Source organism: Pseudarthrobacter sp. NPDC058196, from assembly GCF_042882685.1.
Classification (GTDB): domain Bacteria; phylum Actinomycetota; class Actinomycetes; order Actinomycetales; family Micrococcaceae; genus Arthrobacter.
In genome coordinates, this window is the sequence record NZ_JBHVVN010000002.1 from 107931 (window position 1) to 125772 (window position 17842).

12 protein-coding genes are annotated in these 17842 nt (G+C 67.5%); 8 read left to right on the forward strand and 4 right to left on the reverse strand.

Annotated features, from left to right (window positions below):
* Positions 1-60: 60 nt before the first annotated feature.
* Entirely contained in the window at positions 61-1584 is a 1524-nt protein-coding gene (locus ACFVVC_RS03235) for a leucyl aminopeptidase (RefSeq protein WP_387449119.1), read from the reverse strand.
* Between the two features lie 255 nt (positions 1585-1839).
* On the opposite strand from ACFVVC_RS03235, the gene ACFVVC_RS03240 reads away from it, so the two are divergent.
* The 4 genes from ACFVVC_RS03240 (at position 1840) to ACFVVC_RS03255 (ending at position 7226) form a co-directional block, all read left to right on the forward strand.
* The gene (locus tag ACFVVC_RS03240) at positions 1840-2778 is read left to right on the forward strand and encodes a proteasome assembly chaperone family protein (protein WP_387449123.1); all 939 of its coding nucleotides are present in this window, start codon (positions 1840-1842) and stop codon (positions 2776-2778) included.
* A 51-nt stretch (positions 2779-2829) separates the two neighbouring features.
* Positions 2830-4176 carry a nitrate/nitrite transporter gene (locus tag ACFVVC_RS03245; RefSeq protein ID WP_387449125.1) on the forward strand — a complete coding sequence of 449 codons (1347 nt, stop codon included), beginning with the start codon at positions 2830-2832 and terminating at the stop codon, positions 4174-4176.
* 99 nt (positions 4177-4275) lie between these two features.
* Entirely contained in the window at positions 4276-5604 is a 1329-nt protein-coding gene (locus ACFVVC_RS03250) for a DUF4192 family protein (RefSeq protein WP_387449128.1), read from the forward strand.
* A gap of 305 nt (positions 5605-5909) precedes the next feature.
* Positions 5910-7226 carry an RNA polymerase sigma factor gene (locus ACFVVC_RS03255; RefSeq protein WP_387449131.1) on the forward strand — a complete coding sequence of 439 codons (1317 nt, stop codon included), beginning with the start codon at positions 5910-5912 and terminating at the stop codon, positions 7224-7226.
* 174 nt (positions 7227-7400) lie between these two features.
* Here the strand turns inward: ACFVVC_RS03255 and ACFVVC_RS03260 are convergent, their stop codons facing one another.
* Positions 7401-7622, reverse strand: a complete 222-nt coding sequence (locus ACFVVC_RS03260) for a hypothetical protein (protein ID WP_013600696.1) — start codon at positions 7620-7622, stop codon at positions 7401-7403.
* A gap of 255 nt (positions 7623-7877) precedes the next feature.
* Here ACFVVC_RS03260 and ACFVVC_RS03265 point away from each other — a divergent pair, with 255 nt between their 5' ends.
* Complete coding sequence (locus ACFVVC_RS03265; protein WP_387449135.1) at positions 7878-9986, forward strand: type IIA DNA topoisomerase subunit B; 2109 nt, start codon at positions 7878-7880, stop codon at positions 9984-9986.
* 46 nt (positions 9987-10032) lie between these two features.
* On the opposite strand, the gene ACFVVC_RS03270 is transcribed toward ACFVVC_RS03265, so the two are convergent.
* Positions 10033-11025 (reverse strand): M56 family metallopeptidase, encoded by a 993-nt coding sequence (locus ACFVVC_RS03270; protein ID WP_387449138.1) that lies wholly within the window; start codon positions 11023-11025, stop codon positions 10033-10035.
* Between the two features lie 6 nt (positions 11026-11031).
* Complete coding sequence (locus ACFVVC_RS03275) at positions 11032-11415, reverse strand: BlaI/MecI/CopY family transcriptional regulator (RefSeq protein WP_387449141.1); 384 nt, start codon at positions 11413-11415, stop codon at positions 11032-11034.
* 261 nt (positions 11416-11676) lie between these two features.
* Between ACFVVC_RS03275 and ACFVVC_RS03280 the strand changes: the two genes are divergently transcribed.
* The 3 genes from ACFVVC_RS03280 to cydD are packed head-to-tail and all read left to right on the forward strand — an operon-like array spanning position 11677 to position 17823.
* Positions 11677-13281 (forward strand): cytochrome ubiquinol oxidase subunit I, encoded by a 1605-nt coding sequence (locus tag ACFVVC_RS03280; protein WP_387449144.1) that lies wholly within the window; start codon positions 11677-11679, stop codon positions 13279-13281.
* A 44-nt stretch (positions 13282-13325) separates the two neighbouring features.
* A complete protein-coding gene (gene cydB / locus ACFVVC_RS03285) occupies positions 13326-14375 on the forward strand; it encodes a cytochrome d ubiquinol oxidase subunit II (RefSeq protein WP_387449146.1) in 1050 nt (349 codons plus the stop codon).
* A gap of 1 nt (position 14376) precedes the next feature.
* A complete protein-coding gene (gene cydD, locus ACFVVC_RS03290) occupies positions 14377-17823 on the forward strand; it encodes a thiol reductant ABC exporter subunit CydD (RefSeq protein WP_387449149.1) in 3447 nt (1148 codons plus the stop codon).
* Positions 17824-17842: the final 19 nt, after the last annotated feature.

Below are 17842 nucleotides of genomic sequence, written 5' to 3' on the forward strand. Positions count from 1 at the left end.
TTTGTGGCGGAGGGATCACCCCTGCCGCAAAGCCGCGCGACACTGTCCGTCAACCCCTGGTCAGGCCGCGGCGAGGATGTCCTCGACGTATGCAACCAGGGTCCGGACGGTGCAGCCGGTGCCCTGCTTATGCGTGTAGCCGTACGGGCTGCCGTTGTTGAATGACGGCCCGGCAATGTCGATGTGCGCCCAAGGGATCTGTGCGCCCGCCTTGTCCTTACCCACGAACTCACGCAGGAACACAGCAGCCGTCATCATGCCGCCGTGCCGCTCGCCGATGTTGGCAAGGTCAGCCACCTGGGAGTCCAGGCTGGGGCGCAGTTCCTCCGGCAGGGGCATCGGCCACGCCAGCTCGCCGGCACGGTCGGCGGCAGCCTTGAGCGGGCCCGTGACGCTGTCCGAGCCCATGATGCCGGCGGTGCGGTTGCCCAGCGCAATGAGCTGCGCGCCGGTAAGGGTGGCGACGTCAATAATGGCGTCCGGGTATTCGCCGCTCGCCGCCACCATGCCGTCCGCCATGACCAGCCGGCCTTCGGCATCCGTATTAAGGACTTCCACGGTCTTGCCGCCGAACATGGTCAGGACATCGGCGGGGCGGGAGGCGCCACCGCCAGGCATGTTTTCGGCGATGCACAGCCACGCCGTCGCCTTGACGGGCAGGCCCAGCCCGGCGATGGCCAGGACAGTGTTAAGGACGACGGCGGCGCCCGCCATGTCGCTCTTCATGTCGCCCATGTTCAGGGCAGGCTTGAGGGAAATGCCGCCGGTGTCGAACGTGATGCCCTTGCCGACGAGGGCGATCTTCGACGTGGCCTTGGCGGGAGAGTATTCGACCTTCACCAGGCGCGGCTGGCGCGAGGATCCCTTGCCAACGCCCATGATGCCGCCAAAGCCTTCCTTTTCCAGGCGCTTTTCGTCCCATACGGTCACCTTCACCGGCAGGCCCTTGGCGAGATCCTTGGCGGCCTCTGCGAAGGATTCCGGGTACAGGTGGCTGGGCGGGGTGTTGACCAGTGACCGGGTTGCGTTCACGGCCTTGGCCACCAGGCCGGCCCGCTTCAGCGCGGAGTCCACCCCGGCGGTGCCGGCCAGTTCGGTGAAGATCACGGCGTTCCGGACCGGGTCCTTCACCCCGTCCGTCGAGGACCGGAACTCGGTGAAGGAGTAGGCGCCCAGTGCGGCACCCTCGGCGACGGCCTCTACGTCCTGCACGGTCGCCGTCGGAAACGCCAGGGTGACTGTGGCCAGGCCTGCAAGCTGGCGGACCGCCGAGCCTGCGGCGCGGCGAAGCGACTCGCCTGCCAGCGGCTCGGTGGCCCCCACTTTGCCAACCCCGGCCAGGACCAGGATCCCGGCTCCGGTTTCGGGCAGGCCCGGCAGGCGGACCAGCTGGTCTGCGGCGCCGGTGACGCCGAGCGCCTTGAGGGAGTCCGTGAGGGCTTCAGCGGACTTCGCCGTCAACGGGTTGTCCAGGAGGACGGGTCCGTCGGTTCCCTGCCCCACCCCGATGACCACTGCATCGCTGGGGTTCTTCTTCAAGTCCCGCGAGACGGTACTAAGGTTGATTTCAGTATTCTTGACCACAGGGATGAGTCCTCAATTCTCGAAACGTTCGGGCAGGGATGCATGTAGGGCGCTCTGCCATGGTGGCCCGGCTACGGCCGTCGTGGACCGCTCCGGGTGTGTGCAAGCCCGCCTGGCAGGCCAGTTCCGATCGTAGCCCTTCCGCTCCATGCCGGGAGAATTTCCTGAGATGTGCGCCACACGGGGTGTCGGAATGCCCGGCGCCCCCGCCGCGTTATGCAGGATGTCCACCCGAACCCCTGAAAGGAACACGCCGTGCTTGAACGGATTTCCGGCTCCCTGCTGGACCCCGACGCGCTCTACGCCAGCAACATCGAGCTGTTCCACAGCCCCGGGCTGCAGGGGCTGAACCTGGTCATGGGATTCACCGGTTTCGCCGACGCCGGCCACGTGGTGAAGCAGATCAACGCCGAGCTGCTGGACACCCTTGATGCCCAGCCGGTTGCGGTCTTCGACGCAGACCAGCTGATCGACTACCGGTCCCGCCGTCCGCACCTGAGCTTCGTGGAAGACCATATCCAGGACTACCAGGAGCCCCGGCTGGCCCTTTACCGCCTCGTCGACGGCCTCGGGAAACCGTTCCTCCTCCTGGCTGGATTCGAACCCGACCTGCAGTGGGAGCGGTTCGCCCGCGCCGTGGTCAACATCGTGGAGAAACTCGATGTCAACCTGGTCACGTGGATCCACTCGATCCCCATGCCCGTACCGCACACCCGTCCCGTGGGTGTCACCGTGCATGGAAACCGGCCTGAGTTGATTGAAGGCATTTCGGTGTGGAAGCCCACGGTGGAAGTTCCCGCCGCCGTCGGCCACATCCTGGAGCTGCGCCTCGTCGAAGCAGGACGCAACGTAGCGGGCTACGTCATCCACGTGCCGCACTACCTCGCGGAGGCCGAGTACCCCACGGCCGCCGTCGCCGGCCTCGAATACCTGGGTGCTGCGACGTCGCTCATGCTGCCTACCGACAGGCTGCGTGAGTCGGGCCGCGACGTCAGCCGCCAGATCGCCGAACAGATCGAGGCGTCCGAGGAAGTCCAGCAGGTGGTGGCCCGCCTCGAAACGCGCTACGACGAGAAGGCCGACGGCATGGTGCGGCGCTCGCTCCTGGCCAACGAAAATGACGAGCTTCCCGACGCCGATGACCTCGGTGCCGCCGTCGAGGCGTACCTTGCCAGGGAGAATCCAAGGCAGTAGCGGCGCGTCACGGCTTCAGGGGAGCCTGCCGGGGCCGGGCATAATGAACATGTGACTGCTCCCCGCGCCTGGCTGATTTGGACCGTTGGAATTTTTGGGTACTTGGTGGCCGTGGCGCAACGCACCTCCTTTGGGGTGGTGGGCCTTGAGGCCACCGAGCGCTTCCATGCCTCGGCCTCCGCCATATCCTTTTTCACGGTCCTGCAATTGCTGGTCTATGCCGGTTTGCAGATCCCCGTCGGATTGCTGGTTGACAGGTTCGGCTCCCGGGCCATGATCGCCGGCGGCGCCGTGCTGATGGGGCTGGGCCAGTTGCAGCTTGCCTTTGCCGAGAGCATCCCAGGCGGGGTCCTTGGGCGCGTGCTGGTGGGCGCCGGCGATGCCATGACCTTCATCTCCGTGATCCGGCTCATCCCGCTGTGGTTTGCCCCGGCCCGCGTCCCCTTGGTGACCCAGCTGACCGGCATGTCCGGCCAACTGGGGCAGCTGTTCAGTGTCCTTCCCTTCGCGCTCGTCCTGCACCTCTCGGGATGGACCCCCGCCTTCCTCATGCTGGCCGGGATGTCAGCCCTCGCCGTCGTGCTGGTCATCCTGCTGCTGCAGGACGTTCCGCCGGGCACCGAACGCCCGGAGGCCCGGCAAGGGCTGAAAGCCACCGGCGTCTCGCTGGCGCGCGCCTGGCGCCAGCCCGGTACCAGGCTGGGAATGTGGAGCCACTTCACCATCCAGTTCAGCGGCACCGTGTTCGCCATGACCTGGGGCTACCCGTTCCTGATCTCCGGCCAGGGCCTGGATGCCGGGACCGTTGCAGCCCTGATGGCGCTGTATGTTGCCGCCGCCATGGCGGTTGGCCCCTTCATTGGCCGCTTCGTTTCCCGCCACCCGCTCCGCCGCTCCACCATGGTCCTGCTCATTGCCGGTTTCACGGCCGCCGCCTGGGCGGCGGTGCTGTTGTTGCCCGGCCGGGCTCCGCTGTGGCTGCTGGCAATGCTGGTGGTTGTCCTTGCCATCGGCGGCCCGGGTTCGATGATCGGTTTTGACTTCGCGCGTACTTTCAACCCCGCGCACCGGATCGGGACGGCCACCGGCATCGTCAACGTTGGCGGTTTCATTGCCGCCCTGGTGTCCATCTTCCTGATCGGCCTGGTGCTGGACCTGCTCTACGCCACCGGGTTCTCGCAGGGCGTCCTCTACGGCCTTGACCCGTTCCGGCTGGCCCTAAGCGTCCAGTTCCTGCTGCTGGCGGTTGGTTCGGCCGCGATTGTTGCCTCCCGGCGGAAGGTGCGCCGGCAGATGGCGGCGCAGGGAATCGTCGTTCCGCCCCTGCGCAGCGCCCTGGCGCGGCAGCGCCGCGAGAGCCTGGCACGCCGCCGGCAGCCGTCAACCACCGACGACTAAGGGCGCAGGCCTGGCACCACTGGTCCTCCACCGGGCAGGTTTCCCACATAGCTGCACTGCCCACTGCGCGCCGCGCCGCCGGGGGCGAATGCTGGAGCCATGACAGCTCCGGAACGATTGACAGTGCGCGGTCCCGAAGACATCCTCGGCTTTATCCCGCATTCGTTGGGATACTGGCCGGCATCGAGCCTCGTGGCCATGACCCTGCGCGGCACCACGCTGGGAGCCACGCTGCGGCTTGACCTTCCCGGCCTGGAAACACAGGTGGACCCGACGGCGTTCGCGCGCGCCGTCCGCCGCTACCTGCAGTCGGACCGCGAGGCCGACGGCTCGCTGCTGGCCATCTTCACCACCGACGCCGCGGCGGCGCCGCCCACCGCCTATGACCAACTGGTCCGCGCAGTGCAGGCTGTCCTGGACCAGGCGGGCATGCCTGTCCGTGACGCATGGTTCGTGGGCGACGAGTATTGGCGGGACGCCCTGTGCGGGGACACTTTGTGTTGCCCACTGCCCGGCCGCCCGGTCCAGCAGATCAGGGACAGCATGCTGAATGCCGAGATGGTCTACCGGGGCAGCAGCGTTGGGGCAGCGCCGAAAACCGGCACTGCGCCCGGGCCGACGCTTCCGGCCCCGTATGTGGCTTCCGTCCTTGCGCGGGAGGACAGCTGGATGGAGGATCTGGCCGGGCGGACCCGGAGCAGGGCCCAGTTCGGCACCGTGCTCGATATCTGGGAACGGCTCCTGGGCCGGCCGGCAAGGGCGCCGTGGCTGCCAGACGCTGAGCGCGATGCATTCCTTCGCGCCACGATCGTCGTGCCGACCTGGCGAGATGCCATCCTGGTCATGGCGGCGGCGGGCAGGAACGCTGCGGTGGCGGGGGCGGAGCACTTCGGCGTCCTCGACGACATCAATGATCCGGACGCCCCCGGCGACTCCGCCGTGTTCCCGCCGACGTTCCGGCCGGTGGAATGGAGGGGCACATCGCCGCGGTTGCGGAAATCGGGTCTCGGGGCCGCACCAGCGCCCGCACGGTTTGACCGGGAAACCCGGCCGGGTCGGTTGAACCCGGCCGGATCTACTGTTGCAGGCTACGGCGAGATCCTGATGGGAGCGGCGCCGGAGGTGCCTCACTGGGATGCCTTGGACATGCTGGACTGCATCCTCGAACAACTGGCAGGGCCGGGCGGCCGGGCGGGGGCTGCAGCCCTAACCGGCAGGGGATGGGTCGCCTGGTGCCGCGGCCGGGGATCGTACGCGGCCGCCCACCTGGGCGAGGCGCTCCAGCTTGAGCCCGGGTACCGGCTGGCGGAATTGTTGCTGGACATTGTCGCCCGCGGTGCGCTCTGCGGCTGGGCGGCGCGGAAGGAAGCTGCCTGGCAGAAATTTGGCCCGGATCCCAGGGGGCCAGGCGGTGGACGTGTGGGCTGACGCCAGGGTCTGGTGGTCGCAGGGCGCTCCGGTCAGGGGCGCCGGAGGTGCTGCGGTGGTAACGGATGGCGGCCTGAGAGGCCGGATTCGGCCAAATCATGAGACAATGGATGCCGAGACCCGGTTGGGTCCGTGTATCGAGTGCTTGTAACCGTGCCCGCAAGGGAACATTACAGCCGCTCCGGGAGTTGTCTTAAGTGACTCTGCCGGCCGTGGTGGCGCTTGGTTTTCATCACGGACTTGACAGGGTCATAGTGGTGTTGCCCGTATGGCGATTCCACAGACCACCGCTAGAAAGGTTTTCTGTGACCCCGTCTTCCACGAAGAAGGATTCCGCCGCCCAGGACGTCTTGTCCCCAGAGGAGAAGCAGGCCGCGACCAACGCCAAGCGGGCAGCTACGCGGGCAGCCAACAAGGCTTCGTCCGGTGAGGCTGCAACGGACGGCAAGCGCGAGCCGAAGAAGCGCGGGCCCAAGCCCGGCGCCAAGGCTGCAGCAGAGGCTGCTGGAAAGTCCGCCGCCGGGGACGTTGACCCGGACGACGTCGAGGAGGTCGAAGAGGACATCGATGAAATCGTCCTCGAGGGCCCCGACGCGGCTGAGGACGCCGACGCCGATCCCGTCAAGGGTGCCGCCGGCAGCGGCAAGGGCTTTGTCTACTCCGACGCGGACGACGACGACGCCCCGGTCCAGCAGGTCATGTCCGCCGGCGCCACTGCGGACCCCGTCAAGGACTACCTGAAGCAGATCGGCAAGGTGGCACTGCTCAACGCCGAGCAGGAAGTCGACCTGGCCCTCCGCATCGAGGCCGGCCTGTTCGCCGAAGAAAAGATCGCTGCCGACGGGGACACCATGGACCCCAAGTACAAGCGCGAACTCGAATTCATCATCCACGACGGCAAGCGCGCCAAGAACCACCTCCTGGAGGCCAACCTCCGCCTGGTGGTTTCCCTGGCCAAGCGCTACACCGGCCGCGGCATGCTCTTCCTGGACCTCATCCAGGAAGGCAACCTGGGCTTGATCCGCGCCGTGGAGAAGTTCGACTACACCAAGGGCTTCAAGTTCTCCACGTACGCCACCTGGTGGATCCGGCAGGCGATCACCCGTGCCATGGCTGACCAGGCCCGTACCATCCGTATCCCTGTGCACATGGTTGAAGTCATCAACAAGCTTGCACGCGTCCAGCGCCAGATGCTGCAGGACCTCGGCCGCGAACCCACGCCCGAGGAACTGGCACTGGAACTGGACATGACCCCGGAAAAGGTTGTCGAGGTCCAGAAGTACGGCCGCGAACCGATCTCGCTGCACACCCCCCTGGGTGAGGATGGCGATTCCGAGTTCGGCGACCTGATTGAGGACTCCGAGGCGGTGGTCCCCGCCGACGCCGTGAGCTTCACCCTGTTGCAGGAGCAGCTGCACTCGGTGCTGGATACCCTCTCCGAGCGCGAAGCAGGCGTCGTGGCAATGCGGTTCGGCCTCACCGACGGACAGCCGAAGACTTTAGACGAAATCGGGAAGGTCTACGGCGTCACCCGCGAGCGGATCCGCCAGATCGAATCGAAGACGATGTCCAAGCTCCGCCACCCCTCGCGGTCGCAGGTGCTGCGCGACTACCTCGACTAAGTCTGCGGCGCAACGAACGGGCCGCCCCGACGCCACCCTGCGGTGGGCTCGGGGCGGCCCGGCCGTTTAAGCCCGGCGCTTTATCCGTGGGCTTCCCCGTGACGATGGTTAAACACCGGTGGGACCCATCCATTCGGACAGGTCCCACCGGGTTCGTTGTTACCGATGCCTCATCTAGTCGATTTCGACGGCAGCCTTCTCGTGAAGCTTTCCCGTCTCGTCGTGCCAGTCGGAGCTCAACGGCTTAAGCGTTGCCTCCACTGCACGGGCGTGGTGGCCGCAGAACAGCAGCTCACCGCCGGAGGACTCGAGTACAACCCGGACATATGCCTGAGCTCCGCAACGGTCGCACCGGTCCAGTGCGTTGAGCGTGCGGTCTGCCACTGCTGTTGTCATGTCGGCCTCCTTAGTAGATCAGTACATCTATATAACCAGCATTCGTATCCAATCCATCGCAAGGATGGGGCAAGTTCGCTGTGCGCGTATCCGCAAGGTTGGGTCAAGAATGTCCCACCGACTGCCGGGACCCTGCCCGTGGCGCGGCGCACAGCGGCCGGCGGGTGTGGCAGCAGGCTCCCGTCGCTGCCGCCGACTACCCTAGAGGGAGCGGTTCCCGTACCGCTCCCGCGTCCCTGAAGGAGTTCATCACCAGTGGCACCAAGCTCTGAGTACACCGCCCGGCACCTCTCCGTCCTGGAAGGGCTGGAAGCTGTCCGCAAGCGCCCGGGCATGTACATCGGCTCAACCGACTCGCGCGGCCTCATGCATTGCCTCTGGGAGATCATCGACAACTCGGTGGACGAGGCCCTGGCCGGCTTCGGCCACGACATCCGCATCATCCTGCATGCGGACAACTCCGTCGAAATCCACGACGACGGCCGCGGCATTCCCATCGACAAAGAGCCGAAGACGGGACTCACCGGCGTCGAAGTGGTCTTTACCAAGCTGCACGCCGGCGGTAAGTTCGGCGGCGGGTCCTACACCGCGTCCGGCGGCCTCCATGGTGTTGGCGCGTCAGTGGTCAACGCCCTCTCCTCACGCCTGGACGTTGAGGTGGACCGAGGCGGGAAGACGTACCGGATGTCATTCCGCCGCGGCGAACCCGGCCGGTTCAAGGACACCGGGTCCAAGCCGGATCCGGCAGCGCCGTTCACGCCGTTCGTCAACGACTCTGTCCTGGATGTCACGGGCAAGGCCAAGCGCGGGGTCACGGGGACCAGGATCCGCTATTGGGCGGACAGGCAGATCTTCACCCCGGACGCGAAGTTTTCCTACGAGGACCTCGCAGCCCGTGCCCGGCAGACCTCGTTCCTGGTCCCGGGGCTCAAGCTCACCGTGCGCGACGAACGCAAGCTTCCGGGAACACCCGGGGAGGCAGGCCCGCACGAGGAGGTCTTCCACCACGACGGCGGCATCTCGGAGTTCGTCGAATTCCTGGCCGCCGATCCCGCCGTCACCGATGTGTGGCGGCTGCACGGTTCCGGCAAGTTCAAGGAAACCGTCCCTGTCCTGGACGAACGGGGCCACAGCCAGCTGGCTGAGGTCGAGAGGGACTGCGAAGTGGATGTGGCGCTGCGCTGGGGCATCGGCTACGACAGCGCCGTACGCAGCTTCGTGAACATCATTGCCACCCCGAAAGGCGGCACCCACCAGTCCGGCTTCGAGCAAGCCCTGGTCAAGACATTCCGCAAAGCCGTGGAAACCAACGCCCGCAAGCTCAAGGCCGGCAACGACAAGATCGACAAGGACGACATCTTCGCCGGCCTGACCGCAGTCCTGACCGTCCGCCTCGCCGAGCCGCAATTCGAGGGCCAGACCAAGGAAATCCTGGGCACCAGCGCCGTCCGCGCCATCGTGGCGCGGGTGGTGGAGCGGGAGATTACCGCCAAGCTCACCTCCAGCAACCGGAACGACAAAGCACAGTCGGCCCTGCTGCTGGAAAAAATCGTCAACGAGATGAAATCCCGCATCTCGGCCCGCGTGCACAAGGAGACACAGCGGCGCAAGAACGCCCTGGAAACCTCCTCGATGCCCACCAAGCTCGCTGACTGCCGCACGGACGACGTCGAACGCTCCGAACTGTTCATCGTGGAAGGCGACTCGGCCCTCGGCACCGCCAAGCTGGCGCGCTCGTCCGATTTCCAGGCCCTGTTGCCCATCCGCGGCAAGATCCTGAACGTCCAGAAGGCATCGGTGGGGGATATGCTCTCCAACGCCGAATGCGCAGCCCTTATCCAGGTGGTGGGCGCCGGCTCCGGACGCAGCTTCGACATCAGCGCCGCCCGGTACGGGAAAGTCATCCTCATGACGGACGCCGACGTGGACGGCGCCCACATCCGGACCTTGCTGCTGACCCTCTTCTTCCGTTACATGCGGCCCATGATCCTTGAAGGCCGGGTCTTCGCCGCGGTACCCCCGCTGCACCGGGTGGAGGTCATCAATGCCGGCCAGAAGGCCAACGAGATGATCTACACCTACTCCGAAGCCGAGCTTCACGTGCTGCTGGCGCGCCTGGCCAAGGAGGGGAAGCGGTACAAGGAACCGATCCAGCGGTACAAGGGGCTGGGGGAGATGGACGCCGAGCAGCTGGCCGAGACCACCATGGACCCGCGCCACCGGACCCTTCGGAAGGTGGGCATCGAAAACGCCCAGCAGGCTGAGGAGATCTTCGACCTCCTGATGGGTTCGGATGTGTCCCCGCGCAAGGACTTCATTATCGCCGGAGCGTCCAGCCTGGACCGGGAGCGCATCGACGCCTGAGGCTGCCCCGGTTTTGACAGGCCCACCAGCGTGCGACGGCGGGAGGTCAGCCGAGCAGACCCGGAACCACGAGCAAAGCGGTTGGCAGTGCGAGCAGCAGGATGCAGCCGGCCAGGACGGCACTTCGGGCGGCGGCCGGCAGTGGGGGTTGCGGTGTCAGCAGGCGGCTGACCCTGGAGGCCGCAGTCCGGACCGTGTCCGAGCCCGGTCCCACCGAGGCCGCCTCCAGCCCGGACAACGCCAGGCTGGGTGAGGACGGCCGGATGTCACCAGCGCCGGAATTCGCCGCCGAGCCGCTGGCTACGATCGCGATGGCCTTGATCAGGGTCGCCTTGCTTTCGGTCCGGAGGGCGACGTCGTCGGCCAGCATCTCGATGAGTGAATTGACCGATTCCTGGGCAAGCCGGGTGGTGGGCAGCCAGGGCAGCGCCTGCCGCCAGGCGGCAAAAGCCCAGAGCAGCAGGTGGTGCCGTTGGCTCAGGTGGGCGTTCTCGTGGATGAGGACGGCGCGGAGTTCGGCAGGCTCAAGGGCGGCCATCAGGCCGTCCGACAGGACGGTCACTGATCGGGCCCCGCCCGGCAGGCAGTACGCCACCGGGGAGTCGTGGCTGATGACCAGCGTTCCGGTGTCCTGCCCGGACGGTGAGGCCAACAGGGCCAGGAGTTCACGGTGCCGCCGCCGCTGCCGCTGGATCTTGTAGTACGTGAGCAGCAGGGTGAAAACCAGGTGCGCGGTCAGCAGGGCCGCGGCGGACAGGGCGAAGATGTGCCAGAACCCCAGTGCGGTGGTGGGAGCGCCCAAAAGCACCATGCCGGCGAGGGCCCGGAGGCCGGCCACCAGGTTGTCGCCAATCGGCTCCAGGCCATATACCAGCATGGCGCCGATCATGGACAGGCCACCTGCAAGGGCGATCGCCTGCCAGAGCAGCATCGCCGTGAACGGCGACCTGGCCGGCCATTGTGCCCTCGACAGGAGGATCGGCACCGGCCAAGCAAGGACTATCGCAAGGACCGCCAGCAGGTACGAGGCCCAGAACATGGTCTGCTAAAGGTGGCCAAGCAGTTTGCGCAGCGTAGCGGCTTCACCTTCGGAGACCGATCCTATGAAGCGGGCGAGGACTGCCTCGCGGTCAGGGGCTGACCCGAGGACCTCGTGCATGAGTTCGGCAGTGTGGTCGGCACGGCTGGACACCGCCTGGTAGCGGTGCGGGCGGGTGCCGCGTTCGCGTTCCACCAGCCCTTTCTTTTCCAGGCGGGAAAGCACGGTAAGTACGGTCGTGACGGCCAGTTCCTTGCCCTCGTGGCCCGGCCCGCCCTGTGTTGCCGACGAGCGCGCCAGCCGGTCCCTCAGGGTGTTGGCCGTAGCCGCTTCCTGGCCCGCCCAGAGCAGGTCCATGACCGCCCGTTCCAGTTCACCAAGACTAGCCATTTCACTTTTCCTTTATATCCCCGCACCATGCGCTTTCGCTGCGCCGGTGACGTCACGCGGTTGTTCAACTACAGAACTAAATTTACCCCGAAAACCTGCTTCTTTCTACATATGGTAGAACATCTGGCGCGGCGGGCCGGGACACGCCATCCTAGGGGGAGGGTGGAAGGTTTTTTGCAGCCACCAACAATGTTCTACACTGTGTAGAAGTTACAGTTCTACGAAGCGTAGAAAACTGCACTGCTAACAGTAGGGACTGCCATGGACGCCTTGGAAATCGCACGCTGGCAATTCGGTATCACCACCGTCTACCACTTCATGATGGTGCCGCTGACCATCGGCCTGGGCCTGGTGGTAGCCGTGATCCAGACCGCGTGGTACCGCACCGGCAAGCCGGAGTACCTGCGGATGACCAAGTTCTGGGGGAAGCTGTTCCTCATTAACTTCATCATGGGCGTCGCCACGGGCATCGTGCAGGAGTTCCAGTTCGGCATGGCGTGGAGCGAGTACAGCCGGTTCGTGGGCGATGTCTTCGGCGCCCCGCTGGCACTGGAGGCCCTCCTGGCCTTCTTCGTCGAGTCCACCTTCCTGGGCCTGTGGATCTTCGGCTGGAAACAGCTCAAGCCGGCCATCCACCTGGCCTGCCTCTGGGTGGCCGTCATCGGCTCAGCCCTCTCTGCCTACTTCATCATCGTGGCCAACAGCTGGATGCAGCACCCGGTGGGCGTGGAAATGGTGAACGGCCGTCCCGTCATGACCGATGCCTGGGCCGTGTTCACCAACAACACTGCCCTCGTGGCCGTCCCGCACACCCTGTTCGGCGCCCTCGCCGTGGCCGGCGGCTTCCTCCTTGGCATCGCCTGGTACCACCTGTGGCGGAGGCGGCACGACGGCGTCGACACCGTGGGTGCCGACGGCCGGGCCATCCCCGGTGAGGACGCCCGCATCCCCGGCCGCGACCGGGCCGACTATAAGGTGTGGATCCGGTCCCTGCGAATCGGTGCCGTGGTGGCCATGATCTCCTTTGCCGGCACCGCCGTCACCGGTGACCTGCAGGGCAAGCTCATGTTCCAGCAGCAGCCCATGAAGATGGCCGCCGCTGAAGCCGCCTGCCACGACGGCACGGGCTTCTCCGTCCTGAGCGTGGGCAACGTGGGTTCGAAGAACTGCGACGACGTCGTGGCAGTGATCGAGGTCCCCGGCATCCTCTCCTTCCTTGCCAAGGGTGACTTCACCACCGAGGTGAAGGGCGTCAACAGCCTGCTGCCCGAGTACCAGGAGAAATACGGAACCAACCTGCCCGGCAACCCGATCTACGGGGACCGTGCCGGCCAGGAGATCCAGTACGTACCCGTCATGGAAGTCACATACTGGGGATTCCGGATGATGATCGGCTTCGGTGGCCTCGCCGCCCTGGCTGCGCTGGTGGCACTCTGGATTACCCGCAAGGGGACGGTGCCGGAATCCCGCTGGCTCATGCGGCTGGCAGTGTTCGGCATCCTGGCACCCTTCGGAGCCAACGCCGCCGGCTGGATCTTCACCGAGATGGGCCGCCAGCCGTTCGTCGTGGCCCCCAACCCTGACCCCAGCGGCATCGACCAGGTGTTTATGTTCACCGCTGCCGCCGTTTCACCTGGGGTCTCCGCGGGCGAGCTGATCACGTCCCTGGTGGCGCTGACCGCCGTCTACGCCGTCCTGCTGGTGGTGGAAGTGAAACTGCTGGTGAAGTACATCCGCGGCGGCGTGGTCTCCGCAATGCCCGAACTTGCCCACGCACCGGCTGACGAGAATGAGGACCGGACCCCGGGCCCCGGCGGCACCGGCGAAGCCAAGGCTGCCGACGACGTCCTGGCCTTCGCCTACTAGCCGCACCGGACCCAACAGGTTCCAAAGAGCAGAGGAAACGAACAATGGAACTGCTTCCCACCATCTGGTTCATCGCCATTGCGGTGCTGTGGACCGGCTACCTCTTTCTGGAGGGCTTCGACCTCGGCGTCGGGATGCTGATGAAGATCTTCGCCCGCAACAACACTGAACGCCGGGTGCTCCTGAACACCGTCGGACCTGTGTGGGACGGCAACGAGGTGTGGCTCCTGACCGCCGGCGGGGCAACCTTTGCGGCCTTCCCGCTCTGGTACGCCTCCCTGTTCTCCGCGCTTTACCTGCCGCTGCTGGTGGTCCTGCTGGCCCTGATCTTCCGTGCCGTGGCCTTCGAATACCGCGGCAAGGTGGATACCGACAGCTGGCGGAACCGCTGGGACTGGGCTATTGCCCTGGGTTCCTTTTTCGCGGCCTTCGGCGTGGGTGCCGCCCTGGCCCTGACCACCACCGGCCTGCCGCTGAACGCCAACGGCGACCGGGAAGGCGGCCCCATGGCCTGGTTCAGCGGCTACGCCCTGCTGGGCGGTGCGGCCGTGGTGGGATTCTGCCTGCTGCACGCCCTGGCGTTCCTGGCACTGAAGACCGACGGCGACGTGCGGCACCGTGCGCGCCAGTGGTTCGTGCGGCTCCTGCCTGTCCTGCTGCTGCCGATCGCAGCATGGGCCCTTGCCATCCAGTTCATGGACGGCAAGCCCTGGACCTGGGCCGCCGTCGTGCTCGCCGTAGGTGCTGCCGTAACGGCCTGGCTGCTGGCCCGGAAGGGCTCGGAGGGCCGGGCGTTCCTGGCATTGGGCGCCTTCCTGCTGCTGGGCACCGCCGCCATCTTCGGGGCCGTGTTTCCCGTCGTGCTCCCTTCCACGCTGGACAGCGCCTTTGACCTGACCATCTCCAACGCCTCCTCCTCGGATTACACCCTGGGCTTGATGAGCATCGTCGCAGCCTTTGGCCTTCCCCTGGTGATCGCGTACCAGGCCTGGACCTACTGGGTCTTCCGCCGCCGCGTCAGCGCCGCCCACATCCCGGAAGCGCACAGCTTCCTCCCGGCCGTGGCCGCCAAGGCGTTCACCACCAAGGGCTGACGTGCGGCCAACGTTCCCCGCAGGCCCGGCCACCCGTTCAGCGATCTACGGGCTGGGGGTCCTGGCGGCGCTCAAGGCACTCTCGCTGGTCCTGATCGGCCAGGCGGTGGCATCCGTCCTGGCCGGACTGGTCGCCGGGAACCCCGCGTGGGGAACCCAAATCACCGCCGGACTTGCCGGCGTCGTGCTGAGGTCCCTGACCGTCTGGGGACAGGCCGTCGCGGCCCGCCGCGCCGCCCTGGGGGTCAAGGAAGAGCTGCGCGCCGGGCTGCTGGAGCATGCCCTCCGCACCGGCGTCCGCGGATCCGGACCTGGCGACGGCGGCCTGGCAGTGCTTGCAACCCGAGGCCTGGACGCACTGGACAGCTACTACACCCAGTTCCTGCCCGCCCTGGTCAACTGTGCGGCCATCCCGCTGCTGCTGGGGGCGCGCATCCTCTTCGCGGACTGGGTGAGTGCCGTGGTCATCGTTCTCACGGTGCCGCTGATCCCGGTGTTCATGGTGCTGATAGGCCGCTACACCGAGGACAGCGTGCGCCAGGCCCAGGCGTCGCTGGCACGGTTGTCAGCGCACATGCTCGAGCTCGCCAAGGGCCTGCCGGTCCTGGTGGGCCTGGGCCGCGCCACCGCGCAGCGCAAGGCCCTGGAGGAGATTTCCGAGGAATACCGCTCCCGCACCATGGGCACCCTTCGCACCGCATTCCTCTCTGCGCTGGCCCTGGAACTCATCGCCACCATCTCGGTGGCGGTGGTGGCGGTCTTTATCGGGGTCCGCCTGGTCCACGGGGACATGCCGCTGGAGGCAGGCCTGCTGGCACTGCTCCTGGCACCGGACTGCTACCTCCCGCTGCGGGAGCTGGGCACGGCGCACCACGCCAGTGACGATGGCCGCGTGGCCCTGGCGGAAGCGGCAGCAGTGACCGGCGCCCCCGAAGCGGTACCGCTGCCCGCCGCCAAAACCGGCCGGCCGGGCGCCCCCCTCGAAGTCACCGGCCTGGCGGTGCGCTATGCCGGGCGGTCCGGAACCGCCGTCGGCCCCCTCACCTTCACCGCACCGCAGGACAGGATCACCGCCCTTGACGGCCCCAGCGGTGCGGGCAAAAGCACTATCCTCGGCGTACTGGCCGGGACGATCGGGGCCGGCAACGGCACCAGTGTTACCGGATCGATCAGGGGCCTGGACCGCGGTGCCATTGCGTGGGTGCCGCAACATCCCGTCATGGTGGCCGCAACCGTCCTGGACGAGGTGCTGTTGTACCTGACACGGGACCCGGGCCACGGCCCGGACCGGTTCGCCGCCGAAGAGGCTGCCTGGAACTGCCTGGCGCGGGCCGGCGCCGGCCACCTGGGGGCGAAGCACCAAGCGGAGCTGAGCCCTGGCGAACTTCGCCGGGTGGCGCTGGCCCGCGGACTGGCCAGGATTGAGGCCGGGGCGTCGATCCTGCTGCTCGATGAACCCACCGCGCACCTGGACGACGCGTCCGCCGCAGTCGTCGAAGACGCCATCCGGAGCCTCCGCGGCCAGGTCACCGTGATCCTGGTGGCCCACAACCAGCGCACCCGGCACCTTGCGGACCAGCTGGTTCCGGTGGCACCCCCCGGGCAGGCCGTGGAACTGCAGGATCCCTCCCGCGCCCCGGCCTTGGCCGCTTCCGTCGGCACGGGCAACCCGCCGTCCGAAAGCCCTGCATCCCCAGATACCGCGTCGAACGCATCCGGCACCGACACCAGCGGCCCCAACCGCACCACTTCCGGCGCGGCCGGACTCCTCGCAGCGCTCCTGGCGCCGGTGCGCGGCAAATTCGCGGCCGCAGCCGTGGTCGGCACCCTGGCCGCCATCTTCGCCGTCGCCCTGTCTGGCCTCTCCGGGTGGCTCATCATCCGGGCCAGCGAACAGCCGCCCATCCTCTACCTCCTGACCGCCATCGTTGGCGTCCGGTTCTTTGGCATCGGCCGTGCCGTGCTGCGCTACTGGGAACGGCTGCTGCTCCACGATGCCGTCTTCGCCGCCCTCACCCGCCTGCGCGGCAGGCTCTGGGAATCCCTGAGCCGCAGGGCCCTGTCGCTGCGCCGGCTCCTGCAGGGCGGCAACGTGCTGGGAACGGTGATTGACGACGTCGACACCATCCGCGACCTCCTGCCCCGCGTGGTCCTGCCACCCGTCACGGCACTCGCGGTGTCCGTCCTGGCCCTGGCGGCCACAGGAGTCCTGGTGCCCGCCGCGCTGCCCGCGGTGGTCGGCGCTGCCGCCATCGGCCTGTTGCTCGCGCCGGCGGCCGCCCTGTGGGGGGACCGCCGCTCGGCCACTGCCGAGCAGTCCCTACGCTCCGGCGTCCTGCGGCGGATAGCGGCCGCACTGGACGCCAGGGTTGACCTGCACGCAAACGGACTGGCACCGCACGTGCTCGAGGCGCTCCGGGCCGAGGACCGGGACGCGACGGACGCCTCACGGCGCTCCGCCTGGGCGGACGGGCTGGGACACGCCGTTGCCACCGTCGGATGCGGATCCGCGGCCTTGGCCGCTGCCTGGCTGGCTGCCCCGGATGTGCTCGCTGCCCGGGTTGCCCCGGCTACGGCGGCCGTGGTGGTGCTGCTGCTGCTCGCGCTGGTGGAACCGTACGCAGCCATGACGACGGCGGTGCGCCAGTTCCCCGCGCTCGGCAAGGTCCTGCAGCGGGTGGGGGAGTCCGGGGCCCTCGACGGCGGTCCGTCCGGCAGCGGCGCGGGCGTGGCCTCCCCGGACGGGGACACCTCCGGGCTGCAGGCCCTCCCGGGCCGGGACGGCGGCGCCCCGGGCATCGCCTTGACGGAGCTGGCCGCAGCCTGGCCGGATGGGCCACCGGTCTTCACGGGGCTGGATGCCGTGGCGGAGCCCGGCCGCTGGTTGGTTGTCACCGGGCCGTCAGGTTCGGGAAAATCGACCCTTCTCTCCGTCCTGCTCGGCTTCCTGGCCCCGGCGGCGGGCCGGGCGCAAGTGACCGGCCGGGCGGCCTGGTGCCCGCAGGAGGCCCATCTCTTCGATTCCACCATCCGGGGGAACCTGCTGCTGGGACGTGCCGCCGGGAATGGTGAGCCGCCGGTTGCCGACGATGACCTGGACGCGGTGCTGGCCGCCGTCGGACTTGACGGACTGGTGGACAGGCTTCCTGCCGGCCTGGAGACCAGGATCGGCCCCGGCGGCGCCTTCCTCAGCGGCGGCGAGCGCCAGCGACTGGCCGTGGCGCGGACCTTGCTGACCGGCGCGGACGTGATCCTGCTGGATGAACCCACCGCCCACCTGGACGCGGAGGCGGCCGCGGCCATGCTCGCGGACCTTCGCAGGGGGCTGCGGGACCGTACCGTGGTCCTGGTCACCCACAACGGGGCGGACATTGCCGCTGAGGACGCCCGGCTGGAACTTCCGGCCGTGTCCGGCGTGCCCGGGGAACGCGTGGCAGCGTCGCGTTGAGAATGCTGCCGGCGCCGCA